The sequence below is a fragment of the Blautia pseudococcoides genome, assembly GCF_001689125.2.
GTDB lineage: Bacteria > Bacillota > Clostridia > Lachnospirales > Lachnospiraceae > Blautia > Blautia pseudococcoides.
Genome location: NZ_CP015405.2, coordinates 2,358,292 through 2,379,477, shown reverse-complemented (window position 1 = coordinate 2,379,477; position 21,186 = coordinate 2,358,292). Strand labels below are relative to the sequence as shown.

The window sequence follows — 21,186 nt, the reverse complement described above, 5'->3', positions numbered from 1 at the left end:
GGAGAGATGGTTTGCCAATTAAGATACCGGAAGGCTTGCCTGCAAAAGAACTGTTAGAAAAAGAAAATATATTTGTTATGGGGGAAACAAGGGCAATAACCCAAGATATACGACCGTTACGCATCTTAATTTTGAATTTGATGCCTCTAAAAGAAAAAACAGAGTTACAGTTATTACGTTTGTTGTCAAATTCTCCTTTACAATTAGAGATAGAGTTTTTGACAACAAGTAGTCATAATTCTAAAAATACATCAATAATTCATATGGAAAAATTTTATTCCAAATTTGATGAAGTGAAGAGTAAAAAGTTTGATGGAATGATAATTACAGGTGCTCCAGTTGAAAACCTTGAGTATGAAGAAGTTGATTATTGGAAGGAACTTGTAGAAATTATGGATTGGAGTAAAAAAAATGTTATATCTACAATTTATATTTGTTGGGCAGCACAAGCTGCGTTATATCATTTTTTTGAATTAACCAAAAGAAAATTACGCGAAAAGGTTTTTGGAGTATACTGGCATGATATTCTGATCCCTAGCGATCCATTGGTCAGGGGATTTGATGAAAAATTTCTAGCACCACATTCACGATACACAGAAGTTGCAATTGAGGATATTAGAAAGTGTAATGATATTAATATTCTTGCTGCATCGAAAAAAGTAGGATTTTTTTTGGGATCGGCTGAAAATGGAAAGCAAATTTTTGTTATGGGACATCCAGAATATGATAAGTTTACGCTTTTCGAAGAGTATAGACGTGATTTGAGTAAAGGACTAAAAATAAGAAAACCATGTAATTATTTTTCTGAAAACAATCCAAATAAAACTCCACTTTTTTTATGGAAAGCGCATGCAAATAATCTTTATAGCAATTGGTTGAATTATTACGTTTATCAAATGGCTCCGTTTTAAAGGGGGAAACAAATGAAAAGAATTATAGGTATATTCTTAATGCTGGGATTTGTATTATGCCGATTATTTGGCAAAAAGAAGTCATATATTACTATTAAAAAATAAAATATATGGAAAAGAGAGTAATTAAGGGAAGTGGAAACCCCACTTCTCTTTTTCTTTCTAAAGGATATTTTTCTTCCAAAAAGGGACAAACACAACATGAAATATAGTAAACGCAAAATAGCGAGTACCTTTTCAAAATCATCATATGTGAGATAATAGATCCATCACTATATTCCCTGCAAAAAATATCTGGAAAATGATGGAGATGCTGCCGCCTGGGCAGAGTTTCTGTACGGCGCGGGGAAAGGGAGCTGTGATTTCCTTATGGTCACACTGGGTACCGGAATCGGGGCAGGGATCATTATGAACGGGAAGATCAGCAGAGGCTGTTTTGAACGGTATGCTTCTGCCTCTGCACTGGTGAGACAGGCAAAAGCAATGATGAAAAACGACAGAAATAAAGACTCTCTTCTGTGGCAGATATGCTGCGGAAATTGTGGAAGGAAAACAGGTTTTTCAGGCGGTGAGAGAGGGGGATGAGAAAACCAAACAGGTTCTGGAGCAGTATAATCTGGAGGCAGGAATTCGTTATGGAAAATACCTGGGGGCAGGCATGACCGGGACAGAAACATCCTATGGCGTCCTGAATCTGGAAGAAAAAAGAGAGACCAGAAAACAGGTATGGGACACCATCTACAGGCTTCTGGCAACAGCACAGGAACATGGGAATCGAACCGGTTGCCGCTCATACGCTGTATTCTCCGGAATGGACAAAAGAACTGATCCGGGATATGAGTAGTCCCTGGCTGAAAATTATTTTTGATCCGGTAAATCTGCTGACAAAAGACAGGATTCAGGATCAGGAGGAGTTGTGGAAAGAATGTTTTAGACTTTTGGGGAAAAGATAGGAGTAGTACATTGCGTCATGTTCCGGGGAGATGCGGAACTGGTACTGAAAAAGCTGCAGGAGGTGGAAGAATTGGTGAAAACATTTGAGGTACATATCGAATAAAAGATTGCGGATTGGTCAGGATATGGATATAATAAAGGAAAATTGTGAGGGGGATACAGAGGAAGGAGGAAAACAAAGTGGATGAACGATACTGCCTGATGAATAAGGATAAGGTGCTTCTGACATTTGCCTGCACCAGCGGAGCTTTGGGAAGTATCCTTTTCAAAGAGGAGGCTTGCAACGTTTCAGCTGAGGAACTGCCGATTGGTTTTTCATCCATCCATACATGGGTGGAGCAGCGGCAGGCACCGAAGCATAGGGAGCACATTGCGGAATTGATGCGGCAGTGCGGCTGCTCCCGAATTGACGGCTTTTTAAAGATCACACATGCATTGAGCCTGAACGATACTTTCTGGGTGAAGCCAATAGACAGCTCTTTTAAGTGGGCAGATGTGTCTCTGTATAGAAACCCATTCAATGACGCGATCGCAAAGATCGCTTTTGAGGGCGGCCTATACGGAGAGCAGTTTTCTACGACTTCACCAGAATTTGAAACGAGCGGTGCCTATGCGAAATGCTGGGTACGGGAAGAGGAAGGAGATATCTTCCTGTACAAGCGTGGGAGTACAGGCGGCAGGAATACAGGGCTGGAACCTTTTTCTGAAGCCTATGCCGCAGAGATTGCCAGCAGGATCTGCAGACGGCATGTTCCGTATACCGTTGTCCGGTATCGGGGAAGCCTGGCCTCTAAGTGCCCGTTGTTTACCAGTGAGCAGGAGGGCTTTGCTCCAATCTATCGCTGTATCCAGGGAGAGTATAACCTGACAAATGTGATGGATTATATGTCCCGGCATGATGCAGAAGAAGATTTCCGTAGGATGCTGGTATTGGATGCGCTTGTCCTGAATACGGATCGCCATGCCGGCAATTATGGGATGCTGTTTGATGCAGATACGATGCAGGTTTCGGGGATGGCGCCAGTATTCGATCACAACCAGGCACTGCTTCCTTATGCGGAGCAGGCGGAGTTTGATCACCTGCAGGAATATCTGTCTACCCGGCCTACCCGGATTGGGGAAGACTTTAATGAGGTCGCCCATGCGGCCCTTACCCCGTCCATCCGGGCGGATCTGATCAACCTGAAAGGGTACCGGTTTGACCGGGAACATCCCTGCCATCTTCCGGAGGAGCGGCTCAAAATCTTAGAAGAGGTTGTAAATGAGCAGATTGATGGCATATTGAAGCTAAAACGGCTGTATATGCCCAGTATGCCCGAGGAAGAAGAGCCTGAAAAGAAGGAAAAGATGAAAAAACCAGTAAAAAGGCTATAAGAAAAAGGCATTGGAGAGGATCCAGTGCCTTTTTTCGTGGAACGGTGGAAAAACGTGGACGATTATAGATGCTTTTTGCGTCTGAATGACGGATTCCAAAGATACAACCTGGAGTTCCTCAGACGAATCTGTTGCTGCTGTAGATAAAAATGGTGTTGTAACTGCTATATCTGAAGGTATAGCAACCATTACTGCTATAACTGCAAATGGAACTACAGACGAGTGCAAAGTAACAGTGTCGATTCCATGTATACCTGCTGATAGTCTGACATTAAATAAAGATTTTTCCATTATTAATGTAGAACAACAGGATACACTTGCAGCCACTTATGGCCCTGAGGATACTACAGATACATTAACATGGAGTTCATATGATGAGTCTGTTGCCATAGTAGAAGACGGTGTGTCGTGATGATATGGGGGCGGCATATGTAAGCGGAACTTCATTTGCAGCACCGTGGATTTCAAGAAAACTAGCATATTTAATTCACATTTTGGGATTGAGTAGAGAAGTTGCGAAAGCGTTATTTTTACGATGGTAATGGACGCACAGGAAGGATCATTCTTTTCAGGGAATACTTCGCCATAGAATACTGCCATTCATAATATTGGATCAGGCAAAGGCAGAGTATTATGCTGCGTTGAATACAAATGATGCTGATAGATTGGAAGCATTCTTTATAAAAGAGCAAATAGAATAATTTAGACTTGTGAAGTATTTTATGTATGAATATATACAAGCATAATAAATAAGTGAGGGTGTAGTAACTTATAAAAATCAACAGTAAAGTCACCCTGACCACCAGAAAAAGCAGCGGCAGTGGAACCGAAATCAATACTCTGGTCAATGTTCATATCCTTCTGCGGGTCAAGTCCGTTCTGTTTCAGGATATATTCAAATACCATTTCCGGCATACCGCCTGCCCGACCGCCCAGAATATCTTTGCCTTTCAAATCGCTCCATTTGAAATCAGGCATCTCTTTTCTGGCTACCAGGAAATTTCCTGCCCGCTGTGTAAGCTGTGCAAAGTTGACGACAGCGTCATTGGCACCTTCCTGGTAAGCATACACGGAAGCCTCTGCGCCCATAAAGCCGATATCCGCATCGCCGGAGAGGACGGCGGTCATAGTCTTGTCTGCGCCAAAGCCGGTCACACACTCTAAGCGGATCCCTTCTTTTGTAAAGTACCCTTCCTCAATTGCCACATACTGAGGTGCATAGAAAATGGAATGGGCAACTTCATTTAATTTTACATCCACCAGTTCTTTTTCCGTATTGGAATCTTTGGAATTTTTCTCACTCTTATCTGACTTTTGACAGCCTGTAAGGCATATGGAAGTACAGAGTGTGACGGCGAGTAAAACGGATAAAATCTTTTTCATAGTTCCCTCCTGTTTTGGTACTACCACGCAGAATCGCCTTTAGAGATAGGGTTTTTGCCTGGCTGCTGAATAGTTACCATAAAATACAATATGAAAAAGGCTTGCCACAGGTTCCGATGCGGATTTGTTTAAAACCGACTTGTCCCCACAGATGAAAAAATTTATAATGAGGATAGAAAAGAAAACAGGAGGAAGGATATATGAGCAATCAGCGATATTCCATGGAGACGCCTCCAGCGTCATTGCCTGTCCAGCTTTTGTATGTAACCTGTGCCAGGTCGGATAAGGACTGGCACAGCATGGAACATTCCCATTATTTTGCGGAACTCTTCTTTATCACAAAAGGGGAGGGCTGTTTTATCATTGACAATGAAAGAGTTCCTGTGCGGGAAAATGACTTGGTTTTAGTAAACCCCGGCGTCTCACATACAGAGCTGGGAAATAAGAAAAGCCCCTGGGAATATATTGCCCTGGGCATTGAAGGTCTGCAGTTTCATTCCCGGGAGGACAGTGGGACTTATGATTACAGTGTCCACTTTCTGGGGCAGAGCCGTAAGGAGATAGGGGATTGTCTGACACAGATGGTAATGGAGGCACGTCTGGGTGAACAGGACAGCGGGGCAGTCTGCCAGAAGCTTTTGGAATTGCTGCTTCTGTATATTACCAGACATACCCGCCAGAATATTCTGGCTGCACCTCCCAATAAGGCAACCAGGGAATGCCGGGTGGTGGAACAGTATATCAATGAGCACTATGCGGAGGAGATCACCCTGGAAACACTAAGCCTTACGGCACATATCAACAAATACTATCTGGTACATGCTTTCAAAGCCTACAAGGGCATATCCCCCATCAGCTATCTTGCTGAGAAACGGCTGACAGAGGCCATGCATCTTCTGGAAACAACCAATTATCCTGTTACAAAAATATCAGGTATGGTAGGATACTCCTCCCAGTCTTATTTTTCCCAGGCTTTCCGTAGAATGACATCTATGTCACCGAATCAGTACAGAAAGAAAAATGAAAAGAGTGCCGCGGGCTGCAGTATTGTAAAATAACTGCGGCTCGCGGCACTTTTTGCGGTCTTATTTTTGCAGACGTTTCGTTAATGTCCATAAAAGCTGAAGGTCATCGTGTCTCAGCTCTTTCATATCCTGACAAAGATTCTTGAATTGTTCAGGACAAATTATACTTTCGTCAAAAAATTCTTTCGGTGTGACATTCAGGTAATCACAGATATAAAAAAATACTGTCATGGAGGGAAGCCCTTTTTTGTTTTCCAGTCCATTAATATAGCCCGGATTTTGTCCAATGGAAAGACTCATATCTCTTGCAGAGACCTTCTTCGCTGACCTTAGCTGTGTCAGACGGTTATAAAATAAATCTTCATAGCTGTTTTCTTCAAAAGTATTCTCACTGTGCATATTTTTCACCACCTATTATATGACATTGTACATGATACTATGTCCCGAAATATCGTTTCTGATACGTGATATGTCTTGAAATATCGTATTGTATCTGATATTATAAAAAGAAATATTAGATTCATTAAGATATTACTAAAATACAGGGAGCGGGAGTAAATATGACAAGAAATGAGAGAATACATGCACTGGGATACTGCAGGTCATGCCTGAACGAAACATATGGTCTGAAACTGAAGCAAGAGGATGTGCTGGTATACGAATTTTTAGGACAGTGTATGAAATGCGGAAATACCCGGCATATTGTCCATAGAGTTAAGAAATATAAAATCTGGAAGCTTATGAGTTCCCGAAAACTGGGAAATGAGTGTTAGATAAAAAAGAGGGGCCGCCGCATGGTATTCATGCGTGCGGCCCCTCTTTGCAGCTAAGGAAAAATCCCAACACTGAAGGAAATTCTGCCGGGATAGGTGTCCGTAACTGTGAAGGCAGGAAAAAGATTCCTGAATTTAAAGCCTGGGGATTTTCTTTTCTCTGTTATTCAGATAGTCTTTTACTCCATCTACATCGCTGTAGGCAAAGTGGCGCAGCTCTTTTTCTGTCATCTGCCCCAGTTCTTCCAGGTCGGAGTTTCCGGTGACAGGACAGATGGGAAGAAGCTCCTCAGCGGTCAGACCGAATTCCTCCATCTGCTGGGGAGATATGTACTGTGTCACTTCTATTTTATTGCAGGATTTGCAATGATACACAGAAAATACTTGGTTGGTCATGGTTTTGTCTCCTTTGTCAGAATAATATTATCATAATACAGGAAGGAAAAAATGTATAGGGGGAAAGTGAGTTTTTGGGATGGGGGGATTGGCCCCGGCCTCCTCCCATCCGCTTCCTGGTATCTGTGAACCGTAAATAATTTGGTGAATGCAGTGTTTATATCATATGCTTATACCATAAAAAAGATAGAAACGACGGTGAAGACGGCCAGCAGGATATAGAGGGCTGTCTGATTAAGGCGGCATAGGGTATCAGGAAGTTTCTTTTTTCGGAGGCTGTAGGAGAGCAGGTATGTGATTAGAACGTTGAGTATGAAAATTGTGATATCGACCCACAGAAAGCTTTTTTTGGTGAATAATGTGTAGCCGTAGAAGAGGAGGGGCATGGAGAGGAGCCCGGCGTATAGTCCTGTCAGATTTTTGCAGAGAAGGTCAGGACAGCGGTAAGACAGCAGGCGCTGTTCCAACAGCATAAATAGAAGTGCCGGGAAGAAAAGCAGTTTCAGGTGTTCCCATACGCTCTCATTAACAGGACTGAATAGCCCTACCAAAAAAAAATTGCCGGACCATTCATAGAAAAAGTGGGATAGGGAACCAAGCAGGACCGTGAACAGAATGCCGATTACCGTAAAAACCTTATAAGATTGCTGCATAAACAGACCTCCGGGGATTTAACTTGCATTATGTTTAAAAGTATGCTGCGAATTGAAAAAATATTTGTATCACTCTTGAAAAAATAAGGGGAACGGAGGATAATGATTAGGAAAAGGCTGCGAAGGGACTGAACAGTTACAGGAAAAGTAAAAACGAGGAGGATTACAGATGAAACTTGGATTTATTGGATGCGGCAATATGGCCTCTGCTATTATTGGCGGTATTTTGGAAAAAGAGATTGTAAGCAGGGAGGATATTACGGCTTCAACAAAGTCGCAGGAATCTGCTGCTAAGATAAAGGAAAAACTGGGGATTGCCTGTAGTACAGATAACCGGGAGACTGCAAAAATATCGGATGTGGTGTTTCTGGCTGTGAAGCCGCAGTTTCTGGAGGAGGTGATCGCAGAGATCAAGGATGTGCTTGGTAAAGAAAAGGTGATCATCTCCATCGCTGCAGGTAAGACTATGAGCTGGCTGGAGGAGCGTATCGGGGAGGATAGGAAAATAATCCGTACTATGCCCAATACGCCTGCACTGGTAGGAGAAGGGATCACAGGTGTATGCAAAAATGCTCTTGTGGAAGCAACAGAGCTGGAGGAGGCTTTGGTGCTGCTCCGTTCTTTTGGAAGAGCGGAGGTTGTGACAGAACCCATGCTGGATGTGGTGGGAGCTGTCAGCGGAAGTTCTCCGGCATTTGTTTTCATGTTCATTGAGGCCATGGCGGATGGCGCAGTGGCTGAGGGAATGCCGAGGAAAAAGGCATATGAATTTGCGGCACAGGCTGTATTAGGAAGTGCAAAAATGGTTCTTGAGACAGGTATGCATCCCGGAGAACTTAAGGATATGGTGTGTTCACCTGCGGGAACTACAATTGAAGGGGTGGGAGTTCTGGAAAAGAAAGGCATGAGGAGTGCTGTGACAGAATGTATCCGTGCATGTGTGAAGAAGACAAGAGAACTGTAAAACAGGCAATGTCTTGACGGGGATTAGCAATATTTCTCATTGCAAGAAATGCAAACTGCTGTTAAAATAAAAGAAAAGGCAAAAAAGCGCATATGTGCTGCTTTAGCCGAGACAAAAGAGGTCATATCATGGATTGTATTTTTGAAATCAGTATATGGTTGCTAGACAGCGGCAATGCGTTTCTGCGGTTTTGGGGAAAGCTGCTCTATAAGATTCCCAGAGCATATACGAAAAGACTGGAGAAAACCAGAAAAGGGGACGAACTTCTGGAGGAGGAGATTGAGAAGCGCCGGGAAGCCACCTGGCACAGTATCATGAAAAGCCTCGGTGAAGAATGACTCAGAGGAAAGACAGGCCGGCATTACTGCGGCCTGTCCTTTCCTGCGGAGAGCGTGCTGTTGTGGTATTTGGATGAGAAGGTTACATCTTCACCAAACCAGCAGGGCGGCGTAAAGGAATTGGCGGACTCTACATCCCCAAATTCCACCTCCGCCAGACAGAGTCCCTCGTAGGGTGCTCCAAATACATCCAGCTCAATGGTAAGTCCTCCTTCAAGAGGAAGCAGATATCTGGTTTTTGTAAGAATGATGCCGTCTGCCTTTTCTTTCAGATGACAATAGGATGTTTCATTCAGAGGCAGGTTATACTCCTCCCGTACCATATGGCCCTCCCCTTTGTAGGTGAGGAAATAAGCGTCATCCTGCCTGCGGATGCGGATAACCGGGTTGGTGTTCAGATAAGCCTGTTCTATTTTGTGACAGGGGTAGCTTGCCAGATCAGCGGGCAGCTCTTTCATAAGAAATTTTCTTTCTATTTCCATTTCTGTGCAGAACCTCCTTTTTCTATTTAATAAGTGCACTCTGAAGGGCGCCCCGTAAGATATGCAGCAGTGAGTGCTGCTTCCAAATAAAAGTATACCCATAGGGTATCCCGCAAATCATGCAGCAGTGAGCGCTGCTTCTAAATAAAGGTATACCATAGGGCATCCCGCAAATCATGCAGCAGCGAGTGCTGCTTATTATTAAGGTATAACATAATTTTTATAAAAAAGAAACGGAAGTTTTAGAAATATCAGGTGATCCTATGGTATAATAAGCTGGTATGCAGGATTTTATACTCGTTTTATTTAAATTAAGGGAGGGACTCATATGGCAAAAGTTTGTGTATTTACCGCAGATGGTTTTGAGGAAGTGGAAGGTCTGACCGTGGTGGATCTTTTGAGAAGAGCCGGGGAAGAAGTGCTCATGGTATCCATCTCCGATAATCTGAGTGTGACAGGTTCCCATGGAATTGAGATAAAAGCAGATGTCTTCTTTGATGATGTGGACTACAGTACCGTAGATATGCTGGTACTGCCGGGTGGTATGCCGGGCACACGGTATCTGGGAGAGCATCAGGGGCTTGCAGCCCTGTTAAAGAGCTTTGCTGCATCAGATAAAATGGTGGCGGCAATCTGTGCAGCGCCCAGCGTACTGGGAGGCCTTGGGATTTTAAAAGGCAGAAAGGCTGCCTGCTATCCGGGATTTGAGGAGAAACTGGAGGAAGCCGTAATTTTTACAGATCCGGTGGTAAAAGACGGGAATATCACCACCAGCAGAGGCGTGGGAACAGCAATCCCCTTTGCGCTGGAGCTGATTTCACAGCTGGAGGGAGAAGTGAAGGCCCGCCAGATCAAAAAATCCATTGTTTCATAAAAAAATGCTGGTGTTTTTAAACTCCTTGTGCTATACTGTGATAATGACTGTAAGTATGATAAAGTGTCCGTTTTGGGCAGGAATGCATGAATACTCAAAATGCATGAATACATATAGAATTCAAGGAGGAATCATTTAAAATGAGCGTACAGGTAGAAAACTTAGAGAAGAACATGGCGAAGCTTACTATTGAGGCTTCCGCTGAAGATTTTGAAAAAGCAGTACAGGCTGCTTACCAGAAAAACAAAAACAAGATCACCATCCCGGGATTCCGTAAAGGAAAAGCACCCCGTGTGATGATTGAAAAAATGTATGGAGCAGGTATCTTCTATGAAGATGCCGCCAACGCACTGATCCAGTCTGAATACCCAAAGGCAGCAGATGAGTGCGGCCTGGATATTGTTTCCCAGCCGGAAATTGATGTGGTACAGATCGAAAAAGGCAAACCGTTCATCTTCACAGCAGAAGTAGCTGTAAAACCTGAAGTGACCCTGGGTGACTACAAAGGTGTAGAAGTAGAAGTTGCCAAAGCAGAAGTAACAGAAGAAGAAATTGCAGGAGAACTGAAGAAAGAGCAGGAGAATAACTCCAGAACTATCGACGTAGATGACAGAGCAGTTGAAAACGGCGATATGATCACTCTTGATTTTGAAGGATTCGTGGACGGAGAGGCATTTGAAGGCGGCAAAGGCACAGACTATCCTCTGACGATCGGTTCCAACTCCTTCATTCCGGGATTTGAAGAGCAGTTAGTGGGCGCTGTGATCGGCGGTGAAAAAGAAGTCAATGTGACTTTTCCGGAAGATTATCAAGCCGAAGATCTGGCTGGAAAGGCAGCAGTGTTCAAATGCAGCGTAAAAGCCATCAAAGTGAAAGAACTTCCTGAACTGGATGATGAATTTGCAAAAGATGTCTCTGAGTTTGATACTCTGGAAGAATACAAAAACGACATTGCGCAGAAGCTGAAAGAGCGCAAAGAGGACGTTGCAAAACGTGAAAAAGAAGATAAAGTAGTAGATGCGATCATCGAGAACGCACAGATGGATATTCCGGAAGCAATGATCCAGAACCAGATCCGTCAGTTGGTGGATGATTTTGTAAGAAGACTGCAGTCCCAGGGATTATCTATTGACCAGTATTATCAGTTTACAGGTCTTGATAATGCCAAGATCCAGGAGCAGATGAGACCTCAGGCATTGAAGAGGATCCAGAGCCGTCTGGTACTGGAGAAAGTTGCAGAAGTAGAGAACATCCAGGTTACCGAAGAAAAAGTAAATGAAGAGATCGCAAAGATGGCTGAAATGTACAAAATGGAAGCCGACAAATTAAAAGAATTAATGGGCGACTACGAGAAAGAGCAGATGAAGAAAGATATCGCTGTTCAGGAAGCTGTTACCTTAGTAGCTGACGCTGCAAAAGTGACAGAAGTAGTGGAGAAGACAGAAGGGTAACGGACAGACAGTTCGTTTCTTACGCCCGCGTGACAGAATAGGAGGAGTTTCATGAGTTTAGTACCATACGTCATTGAACAGACCAGCAGAGGAGAGAGAAGTTATGATATCTACTCCAGGCTGTTGAAGGATAGAATTATTTTTCTGGGAGAAGAAGTGAATGACACAACAGCAAGCCTGATCGTGGCACAGCTTCTGTTCCTGGAATCAGAAGACCCGGGAAAGGATATTCATCTGTATATCAACAGTCCGGGCGGTTCTGTGACAGCAGGATGGGCTATTTATGATACCATGCATTACATTAAATGTGATGTGTCCACAATCTGCATCGGTATGGCTGCAAGCATGGGTGCATTCCTGCTGGCAGGCGGTACAAAAGGAAAGAGATTCGCGCTCCCCAACGCGGAGATCATGATCCATCAGCCGTCCGGCGGTGCAAAGGGACAGGCTACGGAAATTCAGATTGTTGCCGACATGATCTTGAAGACCAGGAAGAAACTGAATGAGACTCTGGCCGCCAACACAGGTCAGCCTTTTGAAGTCATCGCCAGAGATACGGAAAGAGATAATTATATGTCCGCAGAAGAGGCAAAGGCTTATGGTCTGATTGACAGTGTAATTGAGCACAGATAAGAACGAATGATAAGACTCCTGCGGTTTAGCTGCGGGGGTCTTTCGGCATTAATACGGAGAACAAGAAAGGAATAGAAGAATGGCGATAAAAGGAAACGAGCCAAAGATCCGCTGCTCTTTCTGCGGAAAGACAGAAGAACAGGTACGGAAACTGATTGCAGGACCCAGCGGTACTTATATCTGTGATGAATGCGTGGAAATCTGTGCAGAGATCATAGATGAGGACAGCGCAGGTTACACGGAGGACAGCAACGGAGAGATCAATCTGCTGAAACCACAGGAGATCAAAACATTTCTGGATGACTATGTGATCGGACAGGATGAGGCGAAAAAAGTGCTGTCTGTAGCCGTTTACAATCACTATAAGCGAGTTATGGCCGGAAAAGATTCCGACATTGAACTTCAGAAAAGTAATATTTTGATGCTGGGACCAACCGGTTCCGGTAAGACGCTGCTGGCCCAGACACTGGCCAGGCTGTTGAATGTGCCTTTTGCCATTGCAGATGCCACAACTCTGACAGAGGCCGGATATGTAGGCGAGGATGTAGAAAATATTCTGCTGAAGATCATTCAGGCCGCTGATTACGATATTGACCGTGCGCAGTACGGTATCATATATATTGATGAGATTGACAAGATAACAAGAAAATCGGAAAATGCGTCAATCACCAGAGATGTATCAGGGGAGGGTGTACAGCAGGCACTTCTGAAAATCCTGGAGGGCACAGTTGCCAGTGTTCCGCCCCAGGGAGGAAGAAAGCATCCACATCAGGAATTCCTGCAGATTGATACCACCAATATTCTCTTCATCTGCGGCGGTGCTTTTGAGGGACTGAACAAGATCATTGAAAACAGAATGGATACAAAAGCCATTGGTTTCAATGCTGTGGTGACAGATAAGAAAGACAGAAACGTGGGAGAGATTCTCAAAGAGGTAATGCCTCAGGACCTGGTTAAATTCGGTATGATCCCCGAGTTTGTAGGCCGTGTCCCGGTAGTGGTATCCCTGGATGCCCTGGACGAGGAGGCGCTGGTGAAGATTCTGAAAGAGCCGAGAAACTCTCTGATCAGACAGTATAAAAGGCTTTTTGAAATTGACGGCGTGGACCTGGATTTTGACGATGATGCCCTGGTGGCGATCGCCAAGAAATCCATGGAAAGAAAGACAGGAGCCAGAGGACTGCGGGCTATTATGGAGTCAACCATGATGGACCTTATGTATACAGCACCCTCTGACGAGACCATCCGCTCCTGTAAGATCACAAAAGACTTGGTAGAAGGTAAGGGGCATGCCTTAATTGAACATGGGGAAATGCAGCCGCCCACAAGGAGAAACAAGGGTGGACGCAAGAGGGGAACACCAGAAACTGCATAAATATGCATAACGATTAAGGAGGCGCGGGAATGAGTGACATAATCTATAATCTGCCGGCCATCGCCCTTAGAGGTACAACCATCCTTCCTGACATGATCGTCCATTTTGATGTGAGCAGGGAAAAATCCATACAGGCCATTGAGAAGGCCATGATGCAGGATCAGAGGGTGCTTCTGATCACCCAGAAGGATCCTGCAGTGGAGGACCCGGGCCAGGAAGATTTATATAAAATTGGAACCGTTGCGGAGATAAAGCAGCTTGTAAAACTGCCCAAGGATATTGTCCGGGTCCTGGTAGAGGGAATGGAGCGGGCTGAACTGCTCCGTTTTACGGAAAGTGAATACTATCTGAATGCCGAGGCAGCTACATTTGATGTGGAAGAACTGAAAAGTGCGGAGGAGAGTGTGGAGGAAGCCATGCTCCGCGGCATGAAAGAGATCTTTGTCAAATACTGCAATGTGAATCCAAAGATGAGCAAAGAACTGGCAGGCCAGATACTGGAGCTGGATGATGTGAGCAAAGTCATTGACCAGATATCCATACATCTTCCCATGAGATATGTGGACAGGCAGAAGGTTCTGGAAGCGGTATCTCTGGAAGACCGTTATGAGGAACTGGGAATCATTCTCTCCAATGAGATCGAGGTCCTGGAAATCAGTGCAGAACTGCAGAGCAAAGTAAAAGAGCGGGTGGACAAGAATCAGAGGGAATATATCCTGAGAGAACAGCTTAAACTGATTCGGGAAGAGCTGGGCGAAGATGATACCCGGTCCGAGGCGGACCAGTTCCGTGAGGAAGCCAGGAAGCTGAAAGCTTCCCGGGAAGTAAAAGACAAGATAATAAAAGAAGTGGAAAGATTCAAGAAAACTGCAGGCAGTCAGGCGGAGTCCAGTGTGATGCGCAGTTATATTGAGACTCTTCTCTCTCTTCCCTGGGATAAGATGACCAGGGATAATAAGAACTTAAAAGAGGCCGGCAAGGTTCTGGAAACAGACCATTACGGCCTTAACAAGGTGAAGGAACGCATCATGGAATTTCTGGCGGTGCGCACACTCACCAAAAAAGGTGAAAGCCCCATTTTGTGTCTGGTGGGTCCTCCCGGAACAGGAAAGACATCTATTGCCAAGTCCGTGGCGCGGGCGCTCCGCAAGGAATATGTCCGCATCTGTCTCGGCGGCGTACGGGATGAGGCTGAGATCCGGGGACACAGAAAAACCTATATCGGCGCCATGCCCGGCAGGATCGCCAATGGGCTGATACAGTCAGGTGTGAAAAACCCCCTGATGCTTCTGGATGAGATAGACAAAGTCAGCAGCGATTATAAAGGTGACACATCTTCCGCACTTCTGGAGGTACTGGATTCAGAGCAGAATAACAAGTTCAGAGACCATTACGTGGAAATTCCACTGGATTTGTCAGAGGTGTTGTTTATTGCCACAGCCAATGACCTGCAGACCATTCCAAGGCCGCTTCTGGACCGTATGGAAATCATTGAGGTGAGCAGCTATACGGAAAATGAAAAATGGCACATCGGCAAAGAACATCTCGTTCCAAAGCAGATGAAGATCCATGGCCTGAAAGAGGGGCAGCTCGTTCTGGAGGATGAGGGTCTGCGGGAAATGATCACCGGCTATACAAAGGAAGCCGGAGTCAGGGAATTGGAGCGGAAAATCGGTGAAATCTGCAGGAAGACCGCAAGACGGATCCTGGAGGATAAGCAGGAATCCGTCACAGTGAATAAAGAGAATCTGGAGGCGTTTTTAGGCCGGGCCAAGTTCACCTGCCAGAGGAAGAACAACACGGATGAAATCGGAATCGTACGCGGGCTTGCGTGGACCAGTGTAGGTGGTGATACCCTGCAGATCGAGGTAAACCTCATGCCCGGAAAAGGGGAGTTCATGCTCACCGGACAGTTGGGGGATGTGATGAAAGAGTCAGCACAGACCGGGGTCAGTTTCATCCGTTCCATTGCGGATAAATATAATATCACACCTGAATTTTTCCAGGAACATGATTTACATATCCACATTCCTGAGGGGGCGGTTCCCAAGGACGGTCCGTCCGCGGGAATCACCATGGCCACTGCCATGCTCTCCGCAGTGACCGGAACACCGGTGAAGGCAGATCTTGCCATGACCGGTGAAATCACTTTAAGGGGACGGGTCCTGCCGATCGGGGGCCTGAAGGAAAAGCTTCTGGCAGCCAAGAGTGCAGGGATTGAAACGGTGCTGGTTCCAGGGGAGAACAGGCCGGATATTGAAGAGATGGAAAAAGAGATCACAGACGGCATGACCATTGTATTTGTCAGCACCATGGAAGAAGTGCTGGCACAGGCTTTTGTCTGAAACCAAATTCGGAGGATGAATGATGGTAATTAAGAATGTATCACTGGATATTGTTTGCGGTGTCACAAGCACGCTTCCCGTAACGGAGCTGCCCCACATCGCATTTGCGGGGAAATCAAACGTAGGGAAATCTTCCCTGATCAATGCGCTTATGAACAGGAAATCCCTGGCAAGGACCAGCGCATCCCCCGGAAAGACGCAGACTATTAATTTTTATAATGTGAATGATGCGTTATATCTGGTAGACCTGCCGGGGTACGGCTACGCAAAAGTAGCCCAGGCAGTAAAGGAACAGTGGGGAAAGCTGATAGAGAGATATCTGCAAAATACAAAGGAATTGAAAGCAGTATTTCTGCTGATTGATATCCGCCATGACCCATCTGCTAACGATAAAACCATGTATGACTGGATTGTGCACAACGGATATGAGCCGATTATCATAGCAACAAAAGTGGACAAATTAAAGAGAAGCCAGGTACCGAAGCATGTAAAAGCCTTAAAAGAAGGGCTTGCGCTGCCTCCGGGCACTAGAGTGATCCCATTCTCTGCTGAGACAAAGCAGGGAAGAGAGGAAATCTGGGAGCTGGCGGAAAGTTTGCTGTTTGAGCCGGCGTAGGACCGTGTAGAGATACGAGGGAGTGTCGCTTTGACAGCGGCGCTCCCTTGTTTTGCGGGAAAACACAGGGTAAAGTTCCGTTAAAAGGGAGATAGTATGTTAAAAGGAATTATTTTCGATATGGACGGCGTGTTGATCAACAGTGAGCCGGTCCACTACAGAGTCTGGAAGCAGGCGCTTGCAGCGCGGGGGATTGAACTTGATCATGAGATTTACAAACCATGTATCGGTTCCACCAATGGTTTTTTAATGGATATACTGCATGACAATTATGGGATTTCCAGGGATGATAAAGAACTGGTTGAGACTATGGAACAGATTAAAAAGAAGGTCATTGCAGAGGAAGGCTTTCCTATGATAAAGGGTGTGCCCCAGCTGCTTGGACGGCTCAAAGACAGCGGATACCGTCTGGCCATAGCCTCCTCCTCCCCTCCGGCCTATATCCGGCAGGTGGTGACAAGTCTGGGGATTGACGGTTATTTTGAACTTCTTGTGAGCGGGGAGCAGGTGAAAAACCCTAAACCGGCACCGGATGTATTTTTGGAAGCCGCCAGGCAGATGAAACTTGACCCGGAGGAGTGCCTGATCCTTGAGGACTCCAGCAACGGATGCAGGGCAGCAAAGGCGGCAGGGATGGTCTGCTGCGCCTACTTCAACCCGGATTCCGGAAAGCAGGATTTAAGCCCTGCGGATGTGGTGATCGAGGGATATGAAGAGATTGACGGTGCTTTTTTAGAGAAAGTATACTGCCATGGCAGACATCTTCCCGCATTGGTGTGTGAGACAAAAAGACTGCGGATACGGGAAATGACGGAACAGGATATTCCTAAAATGATGGAGATCACCAGCCAGGGAACCCCGGATACCGCAGAAGGAATGGCAAAGAGCCTGGAGGAGGAACTGGAGGCCTTTCCTTCCTACCGCAAATACATGTATGAAATGTGTGATATGGGCTACTGGGTCCTGGAGGAGAAAGAGAGCGGGATGATCGTAGGCCGTGCAGGGGTGGAGCCAAAAATATGGAACCACAACAGCTCGGTGGTGGAACTGGGATATCTCATTGATGAAAAACACAGAGGAAAAGGATTTGCCTATGAAGCCTGCCGGGGTATTTTGGAGGAGGCAAAGAGAAGAGGGGCTGTGTACCTGTACTGCAGGATTCGCAGTGCCAATCTGGCCTCTAAAAAACTGGCCCGCAAGCTGGGATTTTCTAAAATTGACTACCGTTTGGAGGATGACAGCGAGGATATGGAGGTCTACAGATATACCTGCAGTGAATAGAAATCCTCCCATCGAAGAGTGATTTTATTGGGGGGATACCCGTGATTATTCAGTTGACTGGATCGTTACTAATCAGGTACAATGGAAAGGATATAAAATGGGAATTGTAAAAGCCATTAAACTGGTGCATGACTATTATAAATACGATGAAAGCGGCCATGTGGAGGGCACCTACAGGGCCCTTGACAATGTGGAGCTGAATATCGAAGCAGGACAGTTTATTGCTGTCCTGGGACATAACGGCTCCGGAAAATCCACTCTGGCAAAGCATATCAATGCCCTTTTGTTTCCTACGGAGGGCGCACTGTGGCTGGACGGCGTGAACACCATGGAGGAGGAGGAGATCTGGAAGATCCGCCAGAAGGCAGGAATGGTTTTCCAGAATCCCGACAATCAGATCATCGGTACCGTGGTGGAGGAGGATGTGGGATTCGGCCCTGAGAATATGGGGATTCCCACAGAGGATATCTGGAAAAGGGTGAATGAAAGTCTGGAGGCGGTGGGCATGACAGCGTACCGCCATCATTCACCCAATAAGCTGTCCGGCGGACAGAAGCAGAGAGTTGCCATAGCCGGTGTGATGGCTATGCATCCCCAATGCATCATACTGGACGAGCCTACAGCCATGCTGGACCCGAACGGCAGAAAAGAAGTGCTCCGCGCGGTAAAGGAGCTGAACGAAAAAGAGGGCATCACAGTTGTTCTGATCACACATTATATGGAGGAAGTAGTGAATGCGGACCGTGTGTTCGTCATGGACCAGGGGAAAATAGTGATGCAGGGAACACCGAGGGAAGTTTTTTCCAGGGTGGAAGAGTTGAAATCCTACCGCCTGGATGTGCCCCAGGTGACACTCCTTTCTTATGAACTGAAACAGGCAGGAGCGAAGCTGCCTGCAGGAATCTTGACAACAGAGGAATTGGTGAACGCATTATGTCAATAAAATTAGAGCACATCACATACACATACAGTCCGGGAACCGTCTATGAAATGCACGCCTTAAAGGATGTGGATATGGAAATACCCGACGGTCAGTTCATGGGCATTATCGGTCACACAGGCAGCGGAAAATCCACACTGATACAGCACTTTAACGGTCTTATGAAACCTACATCAGGCACTGTTTTCTATAATGGTCAGGATATATGGGAGGAGAAATACGACAGGCAGAAGCTGAGAAGCCAGGTGGGCCTGGTATTCCAGTATCCGGAGCACCAGCTTTTTGAGGCAGAGGTCCTGGAGGATGTCTGCTTTGGGCCAAAGAACCTGGGGCTGTCTAAAGAAGAGGCAGAGGAGAGGGCAGTCAGGGCACTGACCCAGGCGGGCTTACCGGAAAAGTTTTATAAGAGTTCTCCCTTTGAACTGTCAGGCGGACAGAAGCGGCGGGCGGCCATCGCAGGTGTTTTGGCCATGGAGCCGGAAGTGCTGATCCTGGATGAGCCAACAGCAGGTCTGGACCCCCAGGGACGGGATGAGATACTGGATCAGATCGCAACCCTGCACAGCCTGCGGGGGATCACCGTGATCCTGGTATCCCACAGTATGGAGGACATCGCCAAATATGTGGAGCGAATCATCGTGATGAATAAAGGGGAAAAGGCATTTGACGGTGTACCCAGAGAAGTCTTTTCCCATTATAAGGAGCTGGAGGCCATGGGGCTTGCAGCGCCGCAGATCACATATATCATGCACGCGCTTGGTGAACGCGGTCTGCATGTGGACACCCAAGCCACCACGGTGGAAGAGGCAAAGGCAAGTATATTACAGGCACTGGAGAGATTGGACAAATGATAAGAGATATTACGATCGGACAATATTACCCTGCGGATTCACATCTCCACAGGCTGGACCCCCGAGTGAAGTTTGTAGGGACTATCATGTTTCTGGTATCCCTTTTCGTGGCAAATTCCTTCTGGGGATATCTGCTGGCAACTGTATTTCTGGTGACGATCATCATCATGTCCAAGGTTCCTGTAAAGTTCATGCTGAAAGGTCTGAAACCTCTGTTTTTCATACTTTTGATCACAGTTGCATTCAACCTGTTTTTAGTACCGGGCAAGGTGCTGTGGCAGTTCTGGATCTTCGAGATCACAAAGGAGGGGATCCTGCAGGCTGTGAGGATCGGCATCCGGTTGATCTACCTGGTCATCGGCTCCTCGGTCATGACCCTGACCACAACGCCGAACCAGCTTACAGACGGTTTGGAAAGGCTCATGAGGCCCTTAAATAAAATCAGGATCCCCGTGCATGATATCGCCATGATGATGTCGATCGCCCTCAGATTCATCCCCATCCTCATGGAGGAGACAGATAAGATCATGAAGGCCCAGATCGCCAGAGGCGCTGACTTTGAGAACGGCGGTCTGATCCAGAAGGCCAAGAACCTGCTGCCGCTTCTGGTGCCCCTTTTTATCTCCGCTTTCAGAAGGGCGGATGATCTGGCTATGGCTATGGAGGCGCGTTGCTATCACGGCGGTGAGAACCGGACATCCATGAAACCTCTCATATACCACAGCAGGGATATCTCAGCCTATGTGTGTATCTTCCTTTATCTGGCCGCGGATATTGCCATCCGCGTACTTGTCTAGGAGGGGCCGGTATGAAGCGTATTATGCTGGAGATTGCCTACGACGGCACAAATTACTGCGGCTGGCAGGTACAGCCCAACGGAATTACAGTACAGGAAGTTTTAAACCACCATCTGTCGGAGCTGCTGAAGGAGCCTGTGGAGACCATAGGGGCAAGCAGGACCGATGCAGGCGTACACGCCCTGGGCAATGTGGCGGTGTTTGACACAAATGCCAGGATGCCCGGGGAAAAGATAGCCTATGCGCTGAACCAGCGCCTCCCTGCGGACATCCGTATCCAGATGTCAAAGGAGGTTCGCGCAGATTTTCACCCCAGGTACCAAGTCAGTGAGAAGACCTATGAGTACCGGATCTTAAACAGAAGATTTCCGGTGCCCACAGAGCGGTTTTATTCTCATTTTACCTACATTCCCATGGATATCGGGAAGATGAGAAAAGCGGGGGAATATCTGCTGGGAGAACATGATTTTAAAAGCTTCTGCGGTACCGGGGCCCAGGTAAAGACAACGGTCAGGACCATTCACAGGTTTTCGGTGGAACGTGAGAATGACCTGATCACCATGCGTATTACCGGCAGCGGATTTTTGTACAATATGGTGCGGATCCTGGCCGGCACGCTGATGGAGATCGGCGGCGGGGCCTATCCCCCGGAAAAAATGCAGGAAATACTGGCTGCCAAAGACAGGAAGGCGGCCGGCCCCACCGCACCGGCACGGGGGCTTACCCTGATAAAAATCGACTATAAAAACGGCAAGGAAGAGGAATAGTGA

Annotated in this window: 24 protein-coding genes and 1 pseudogene; 20 read left to right on the top strand and 5 right to left on the bottom strand. The window is 46.3% G+C overall.

The annotated features are described in order from the left end of the window. The first annotated feature begins 11 nt into the window (after positions 1-11). From metA to A4V09_RS11330, 5 genes are all read left to right on the top strand, one after another. Positions 12-911 (top strand): homoserine O-acetyltransferase MetA, encoded by a 900-nt coding sequence (gene metA, locus A4V09_RS11350; protein WP_065542448.1) that lies wholly within the window; start codon positions 12-14, stop codon positions 909-911. Between the two features lie 264 nt (positions 912-1,175). Next, positions 1,176-1,496 (top strand): ROK family protein, encoded by a 321-nt coding sequence (locus tag A4V09_RS11345; RefSeq protein ID WP_084043541.1) that lies wholly within the window; start codon positions 1,176-1,178, stop codon positions 1,494-1,496. Next, complete coding sequence (locus A4V09_RS11340; RefSeq protein ID WP_162291112.1) at positions 1,453-1,755, top strand: hypothetical protein; 303 nt, start codon at positions 1,453-1,455, stop codon at positions 1,753-1,755. Before A4V09_RS11345 ends, A4V09_RS11340 begins: the two co-directional genes overlap by 44 nt. Before the next feature lie 290 nt (positions 1,756-2,045). Further along, positions 2,046-3,239 (top strand): HipA domain-containing protein, encoded by a 1,194-nt coding sequence (locus A4V09_RS11335; RefSeq protein WP_065542445.1) that lies wholly within the window; start codon positions 2,046-2,048, stop codon positions 3,237-3,239. Positions 3,240-3,324: 85 nt separating this feature from the next. Next, entirely contained in the window at positions 3,325-3,651 is a 327-nt protein-coding gene (locus tag A4V09_RS11330) for an Ig-like domain-containing protein (protein WP_065542444.1), read from the top strand. A gap of 362 nt (positions 3,652-4,013) precedes the next feature. Here the strand turns inward: A4V09_RS11330 and A4V09_RS11325 are convergent. After that, a pseudogene (locus A4V09_RS11325) lies at positions 4,014-4,622 on the bottom strand (ABC transporter substrate-binding protein); the annotation flags it as partial. Between the two features lie 200 nt (positions 4,623-4,822). Between A4V09_RS11325 and A4V09_RS11320 the strand changes: the two are divergent. Beyond that, positions 4,823-5,680, top strand: coding sequence for a helix-turn-helix domain-containing protein (locus A4V09_RS11320; RefSeq protein WP_065542443.1), 858 nt, complete (start codon positions 4,823-4,825; stop codon positions 5,678-5,680). A gap of 27 nt (positions 5,681-5,707) precedes the next feature. Here the strand turns inward: A4V09_RS11320 and A4V09_RS11315 are convergent, their stop codons facing one another. Further along, the gene (locus A4V09_RS11315; RefSeq protein ID WP_065542442.1) at positions 5,708-6,046 is read right to left on the bottom strand and encodes a helix-turn-helix domain-containing protein; all 339 of its coding nucleotides are present in this window, start codon (positions 6,044-6,046) and stop codon (positions 5,708-5,710) included. Between the two features lie 161 nt (positions 6,047-6,207). Between A4V09_RS11315 and A4V09_RS11310 the strand changes: the two genes are divergently transcribed. Then, complete coding sequence (locus A4V09_RS11310; protein WP_065542441.1) at positions 6,208-6,420, top strand: hypothetical protein; 213 nt, start codon at positions 6,208-6,210, stop codon at positions 6,418-6,420. Positions 6,421-6,555: 135 nt separating this feature from the next. Here the strand turns inward: A4V09_RS11310 and A4V09_RS11305 are convergent, their stop codons facing one another. Both A4V09_RS11305 and A4V09_RS11300 read right to left on the bottom strand, forming a co-directional pair. Beyond that, positions 6,556-6,816 carry a toxin PIN gene (locus A4V09_RS11305; protein WP_065542440.1) on the bottom strand — a complete coding sequence of 87 codons (261 nt, stop codon included), beginning with the start codon at positions 6,814-6,816 and terminating at the stop codon, positions 6,556-6,558. Positions 6,817-6,986: 170 nt separating this feature from the next. Continuing rightward, positions 6,987-7,469, bottom strand: a complete 483-nt coding sequence (locus tag A4V09_RS11300; RefSeq protein ID WP_065542439.1) for a DUF6512 family protein — start codon at positions 7,467-7,469, stop codon at positions 6,987-6,989. A gap of 169 nt (positions 7,470-7,638) precedes the next feature. Between A4V09_RS11300 and proC the strand changes: the two genes are divergently transcribed. Together proC and A4V09_RS11290 are read left to right on the top strand one after the other, a co-directional pair. Then, positions 7,639-8,433: a pyrroline-5-carboxylate reductase gene (gene proC / locus A4V09_RS11295; protein ID WP_065542438.1), complete on the top strand. Its 795-nt coding sequence runs from the start codon at positions 7,639-7,641 to the stop codon at positions 8,431-8,433. 128 nt (positions 8,434-8,561) lie between these two features. Further along, the gene (locus tag A4V09_RS11290; protein ID WP_065542437.1) at positions 8,562-8,771 is read left to right on the top strand and encodes a hypothetical protein; all 210 of its coding nucleotides are present in this window, start codon (positions 8,562-8,564) and stop codon (positions 8,769-8,771) included. A 23-nt stretch (positions 8,772-8,794) separates the two neighbouring features. On the opposite strand, the gene A4V09_RS11285 is transcribed toward A4V09_RS11290, so the two are convergent. Further along, positions 8,795-9,253 carry a CYTH domain-containing protein gene (locus tag A4V09_RS11285; protein WP_065542436.1) on the bottom strand — a complete coding sequence of 153 codons (459 nt, stop codon included), beginning with the start codon at positions 9,251-9,253 and terminating at the stop codon, positions 8,795-8,797. Between the two features lie 328 nt (positions 9,254-9,581). On the opposite strand from A4V09_RS11285, the gene A4V09_RS11280 reads away from it, so the two are divergent. The 11 genes from A4V09_RS11280 (at position 9,582) to truA (ending at position 21,183) form a co-directional block, all read left to right on the top strand. Then, positions 9,582-10,127, top strand: a complete 546-nt coding sequence (locus A4V09_RS11280; protein ID WP_065542435.1) for a DJ-1 family glyoxalase III — start codon at positions 9,582-9,584, stop codon at positions 10,125-10,127. A gap of 140 nt (positions 10,128-10,267) precedes the next feature. Further along, positions 10,268-11,578 (top strand): trigger factor, encoded by a 1,311-nt coding sequence (tig, locus tag A4V09_RS11275; protein WP_065542434.1) that lies wholly within the window; start codon positions 10,268-10,270, stop codon positions 11,576-11,578. A 51-nt stretch (positions 11,579-11,629) separates the two neighbouring features. Then, positions 11,630-12,211, top strand: coding sequence for an ATP-dependent Clp endopeptidase proteolytic subunit ClpP (gene clpP, locus A4V09_RS11270; protein WP_065542433.1), 582 nt, complete (start codon positions 11,630-11,632; stop codon positions 12,209-12,211). Between the two features lie 79 nt (positions 12,212-12,290). Then, positions 12,291-13,586: an ATP-dependent Clp protease ATP-binding subunit ClpX gene (gene clpX / locus A4V09_RS11265; protein WP_065542432.1), complete on the top strand. Its 1,296-nt coding sequence runs from the start codon at positions 12,291-12,293 to the stop codon at positions 13,584-13,586. A 29-nt stretch (positions 13,587-13,615) separates the two neighbouring features. Further along, the gene (lon, locus tag A4V09_RS11260) at positions 13,616-15,931 is read left to right on the top strand and encodes an endopeptidase La (RefSeq protein WP_065542431.1); all 2,316 of its coding nucleotides are present in this window, start codon (positions 13,616-13,618) and stop codon (positions 15,929-15,931) included. Between the two features lie 22 nt (positions 15,932-15,953). Then, positions 15,954-16,547: a ribosome biogenesis GTP-binding protein YihA/YsxC gene (gene yihA / locus A4V09_RS11255; RefSeq protein ID WP_065542430.1), complete on the top strand. Its 594-nt coding sequence runs from the start codon at positions 15,954-15,956 to the stop codon at positions 16,545-16,547. A 96-nt stretch (positions 16,548-16,643) separates the two neighbouring features. Beyond that, positions 16,644-17,828, top strand: a complete 1,185-nt coding sequence (locus A4V09_RS11250; protein ID WP_065542429.1) for a GNAT family N-acetyltransferase — start codon at positions 16,644-16,646, stop codon at positions 17,826-17,828. A 97-nt stretch (positions 17,829-17,925) separates the two neighbouring features. After that, the gene (locus tag A4V09_RS11245) at positions 17,926-18,771 is read left to right on the top strand and encodes an energy-coupling factor transporter ATPase (protein ID WP_065542428.1); all 846 of its coding nucleotides are present in this window, start codon (positions 17,926-17,928) and stop codon (positions 18,769-18,771) included. Further along, on the top strand, positions 18,762-19,619 hold the full coding sequence (locus A4V09_RS11240; RefSeq protein WP_065542427.1) for an energy-coupling factor transporter ATPase: 858 nt from the start codon (positions 18,762-18,764) through the stop codon (positions 19,617-19,619). The genes A4V09_RS11245 and A4V09_RS11240 overlap by 10 nt, the downstream gene beginning before the upstream one ends. Continuing rightward, a complete protein-coding gene (locus A4V09_RS11235; protein WP_065542426.1) occupies positions 19,616-20,416 on the top strand; it encodes an energy-coupling factor transporter transmembrane component T family protein in 801 nt (266 codons plus the stop codon). Before A4V09_RS11240 ends, A4V09_RS11235 begins: the two co-directional genes overlap by 4 nt. Before the next feature lie 11 nt (positions 20,417-20,427). Continuing rightward, positions 20,428-21,183, top strand: a complete 756-nt coding sequence (truA, locus tag A4V09_RS11230; protein WP_065542425.1) for a tRNA pseudouridine(38-40) synthase TruA — start codon at positions 20,428-20,430, stop codon at positions 21,181-21,183. Positions 21,184-21,186 lie beyond the last annotated feature (3 nt).

Excerpts from the sequence above, each read along its gene's own strand:
- A4V09_RS11330 (WP_065542444.1), top strand. The coding sequence starts at position 3,325 with ATGACGGATTCCAAAGATACAACCTGGAGTTCCTCAGACGAATCTGTT.
- A4V09_RS11320 (WP_065542443.1), top strand. The coding sequence starts at position 4,823 with ATGAGCAATCAGCGATATTCCATGGAGACGCCTCCAGCGTCATTGCCT.
- A4V09_RS11315 (WP_065542442.1), bottom strand. The coding sequence starts at position 6,046 with ATGCACAGTGAGAATACTTTTGAAGAAAACAGCTATGAAGATTTATTT.
- A4V09_RS11310 (WP_065542441.1), top strand. The coding sequence starts at position 6,208 with ATGACAAGAAATGAGAGAATACATGCACTGGGATACTGCAGGTCATGC.
- A4V09_RS11305 (WP_065542440.1), bottom strand. The coding sequence starts at position 6,816 with ATGACCAACCAAGTATTTTCTGTGTATCATTGCAAATCCTGCAATAAA.
- A4V09_RS11300 (WP_065542439.1), bottom strand. The coding sequence starts at position 7,469 with ATGCAGCAATCTTATAAGGTTTTTACGGTAATCGGCATTCTGTTCACG.
- proC (WP_065542438.1), top strand. The coding sequence starts at position 7,639 with ATGAAACTTGGATTTATTGGATGCGGCAATATGGCCTCTGCTATTATT.
- A4V09_RS11290 (WP_065542437.1), top strand. The coding sequence starts at position 8,562 with ATGGATTGTATTTTTGAAATCAGTATATGGTTGCTAGACAGCGGCAAT.
- A4V09_RS11285 (WP_065542436.1), bottom strand. The coding sequence starts at position 9,253 with ATGGAAATAGAAAGAAAATTTCTTATGAAAGAGCTGCCCGCTGATCTG.
- A4V09_RS11280 (WP_065542435.1), top strand. The coding sequence starts at position 9,582 with ATGGCAAAAGTTTGTGTATTTACCGCAGATGGTTTTGAGGAAGTGGAA.
- tig (WP_065542434.1), top strand. The coding sequence starts at position 10,268 with ATGAGCGTACAGGTAGAAAACTTAGAGAAGAACATGGCGAAGCTTACT.
- clpP (WP_065542433.1), top strand. The coding sequence starts at position 11,630 with ATGAGTTTAGTACCATACGTCATTGAACAGACCAGCAGAGGAGAGAGA.
- clpX (WP_065542432.1), top strand. The coding sequence starts at position 12,291 with ATGGCGATAAAAGGAAACGAGCCAAAGATCCGCTGCTCTTTCTGCGGA.
- lon (WP_065542431.1), top strand. The coding sequence starts at position 13,616 with ATGAGTGACATAATCTATAATCTGCCGGCCATCGCCCTTAGAGGTACA.
- yihA (WP_065542430.1), top strand. The coding sequence starts at position 15,954 with ATGGTAATTAAGAATGTATCACTGGATATTGTTTGCGGTGTCACAAGC.
- A4V09_RS11250 (WP_065542429.1), top strand. The coding sequence starts at position 16,644 with ATGTTAAAAGGAATTATTTTCGATATGGACGGCGTGTTGATCAACAGT.
- A4V09_RS11245 (WP_065542428.1), top strand. The coding sequence starts at position 17,926 with ATGGGAATTGTAAAAGCCATTAAACTGGTGCATGACTATTATAAATAC.
- A4V09_RS11240 (WP_065542427.1), top strand. The coding sequence starts at position 18,762 with ATGTCAATAAAATTAGAGCACATCACATACACATACAGTCCGGGAACC.
- A4V09_RS11235 (WP_065542426.1), top strand. The coding sequence starts at position 19,616 with ATGATAAGAGATATTACGATCGGACAATATTACCCTGCGGATTCACAT.
- truA (WP_065542425.1), top strand. The coding sequence starts at position 20,428 with ATGAAGCGTATTATGCTGGAGATTGCCTACGACGGCACAAATTACTGC.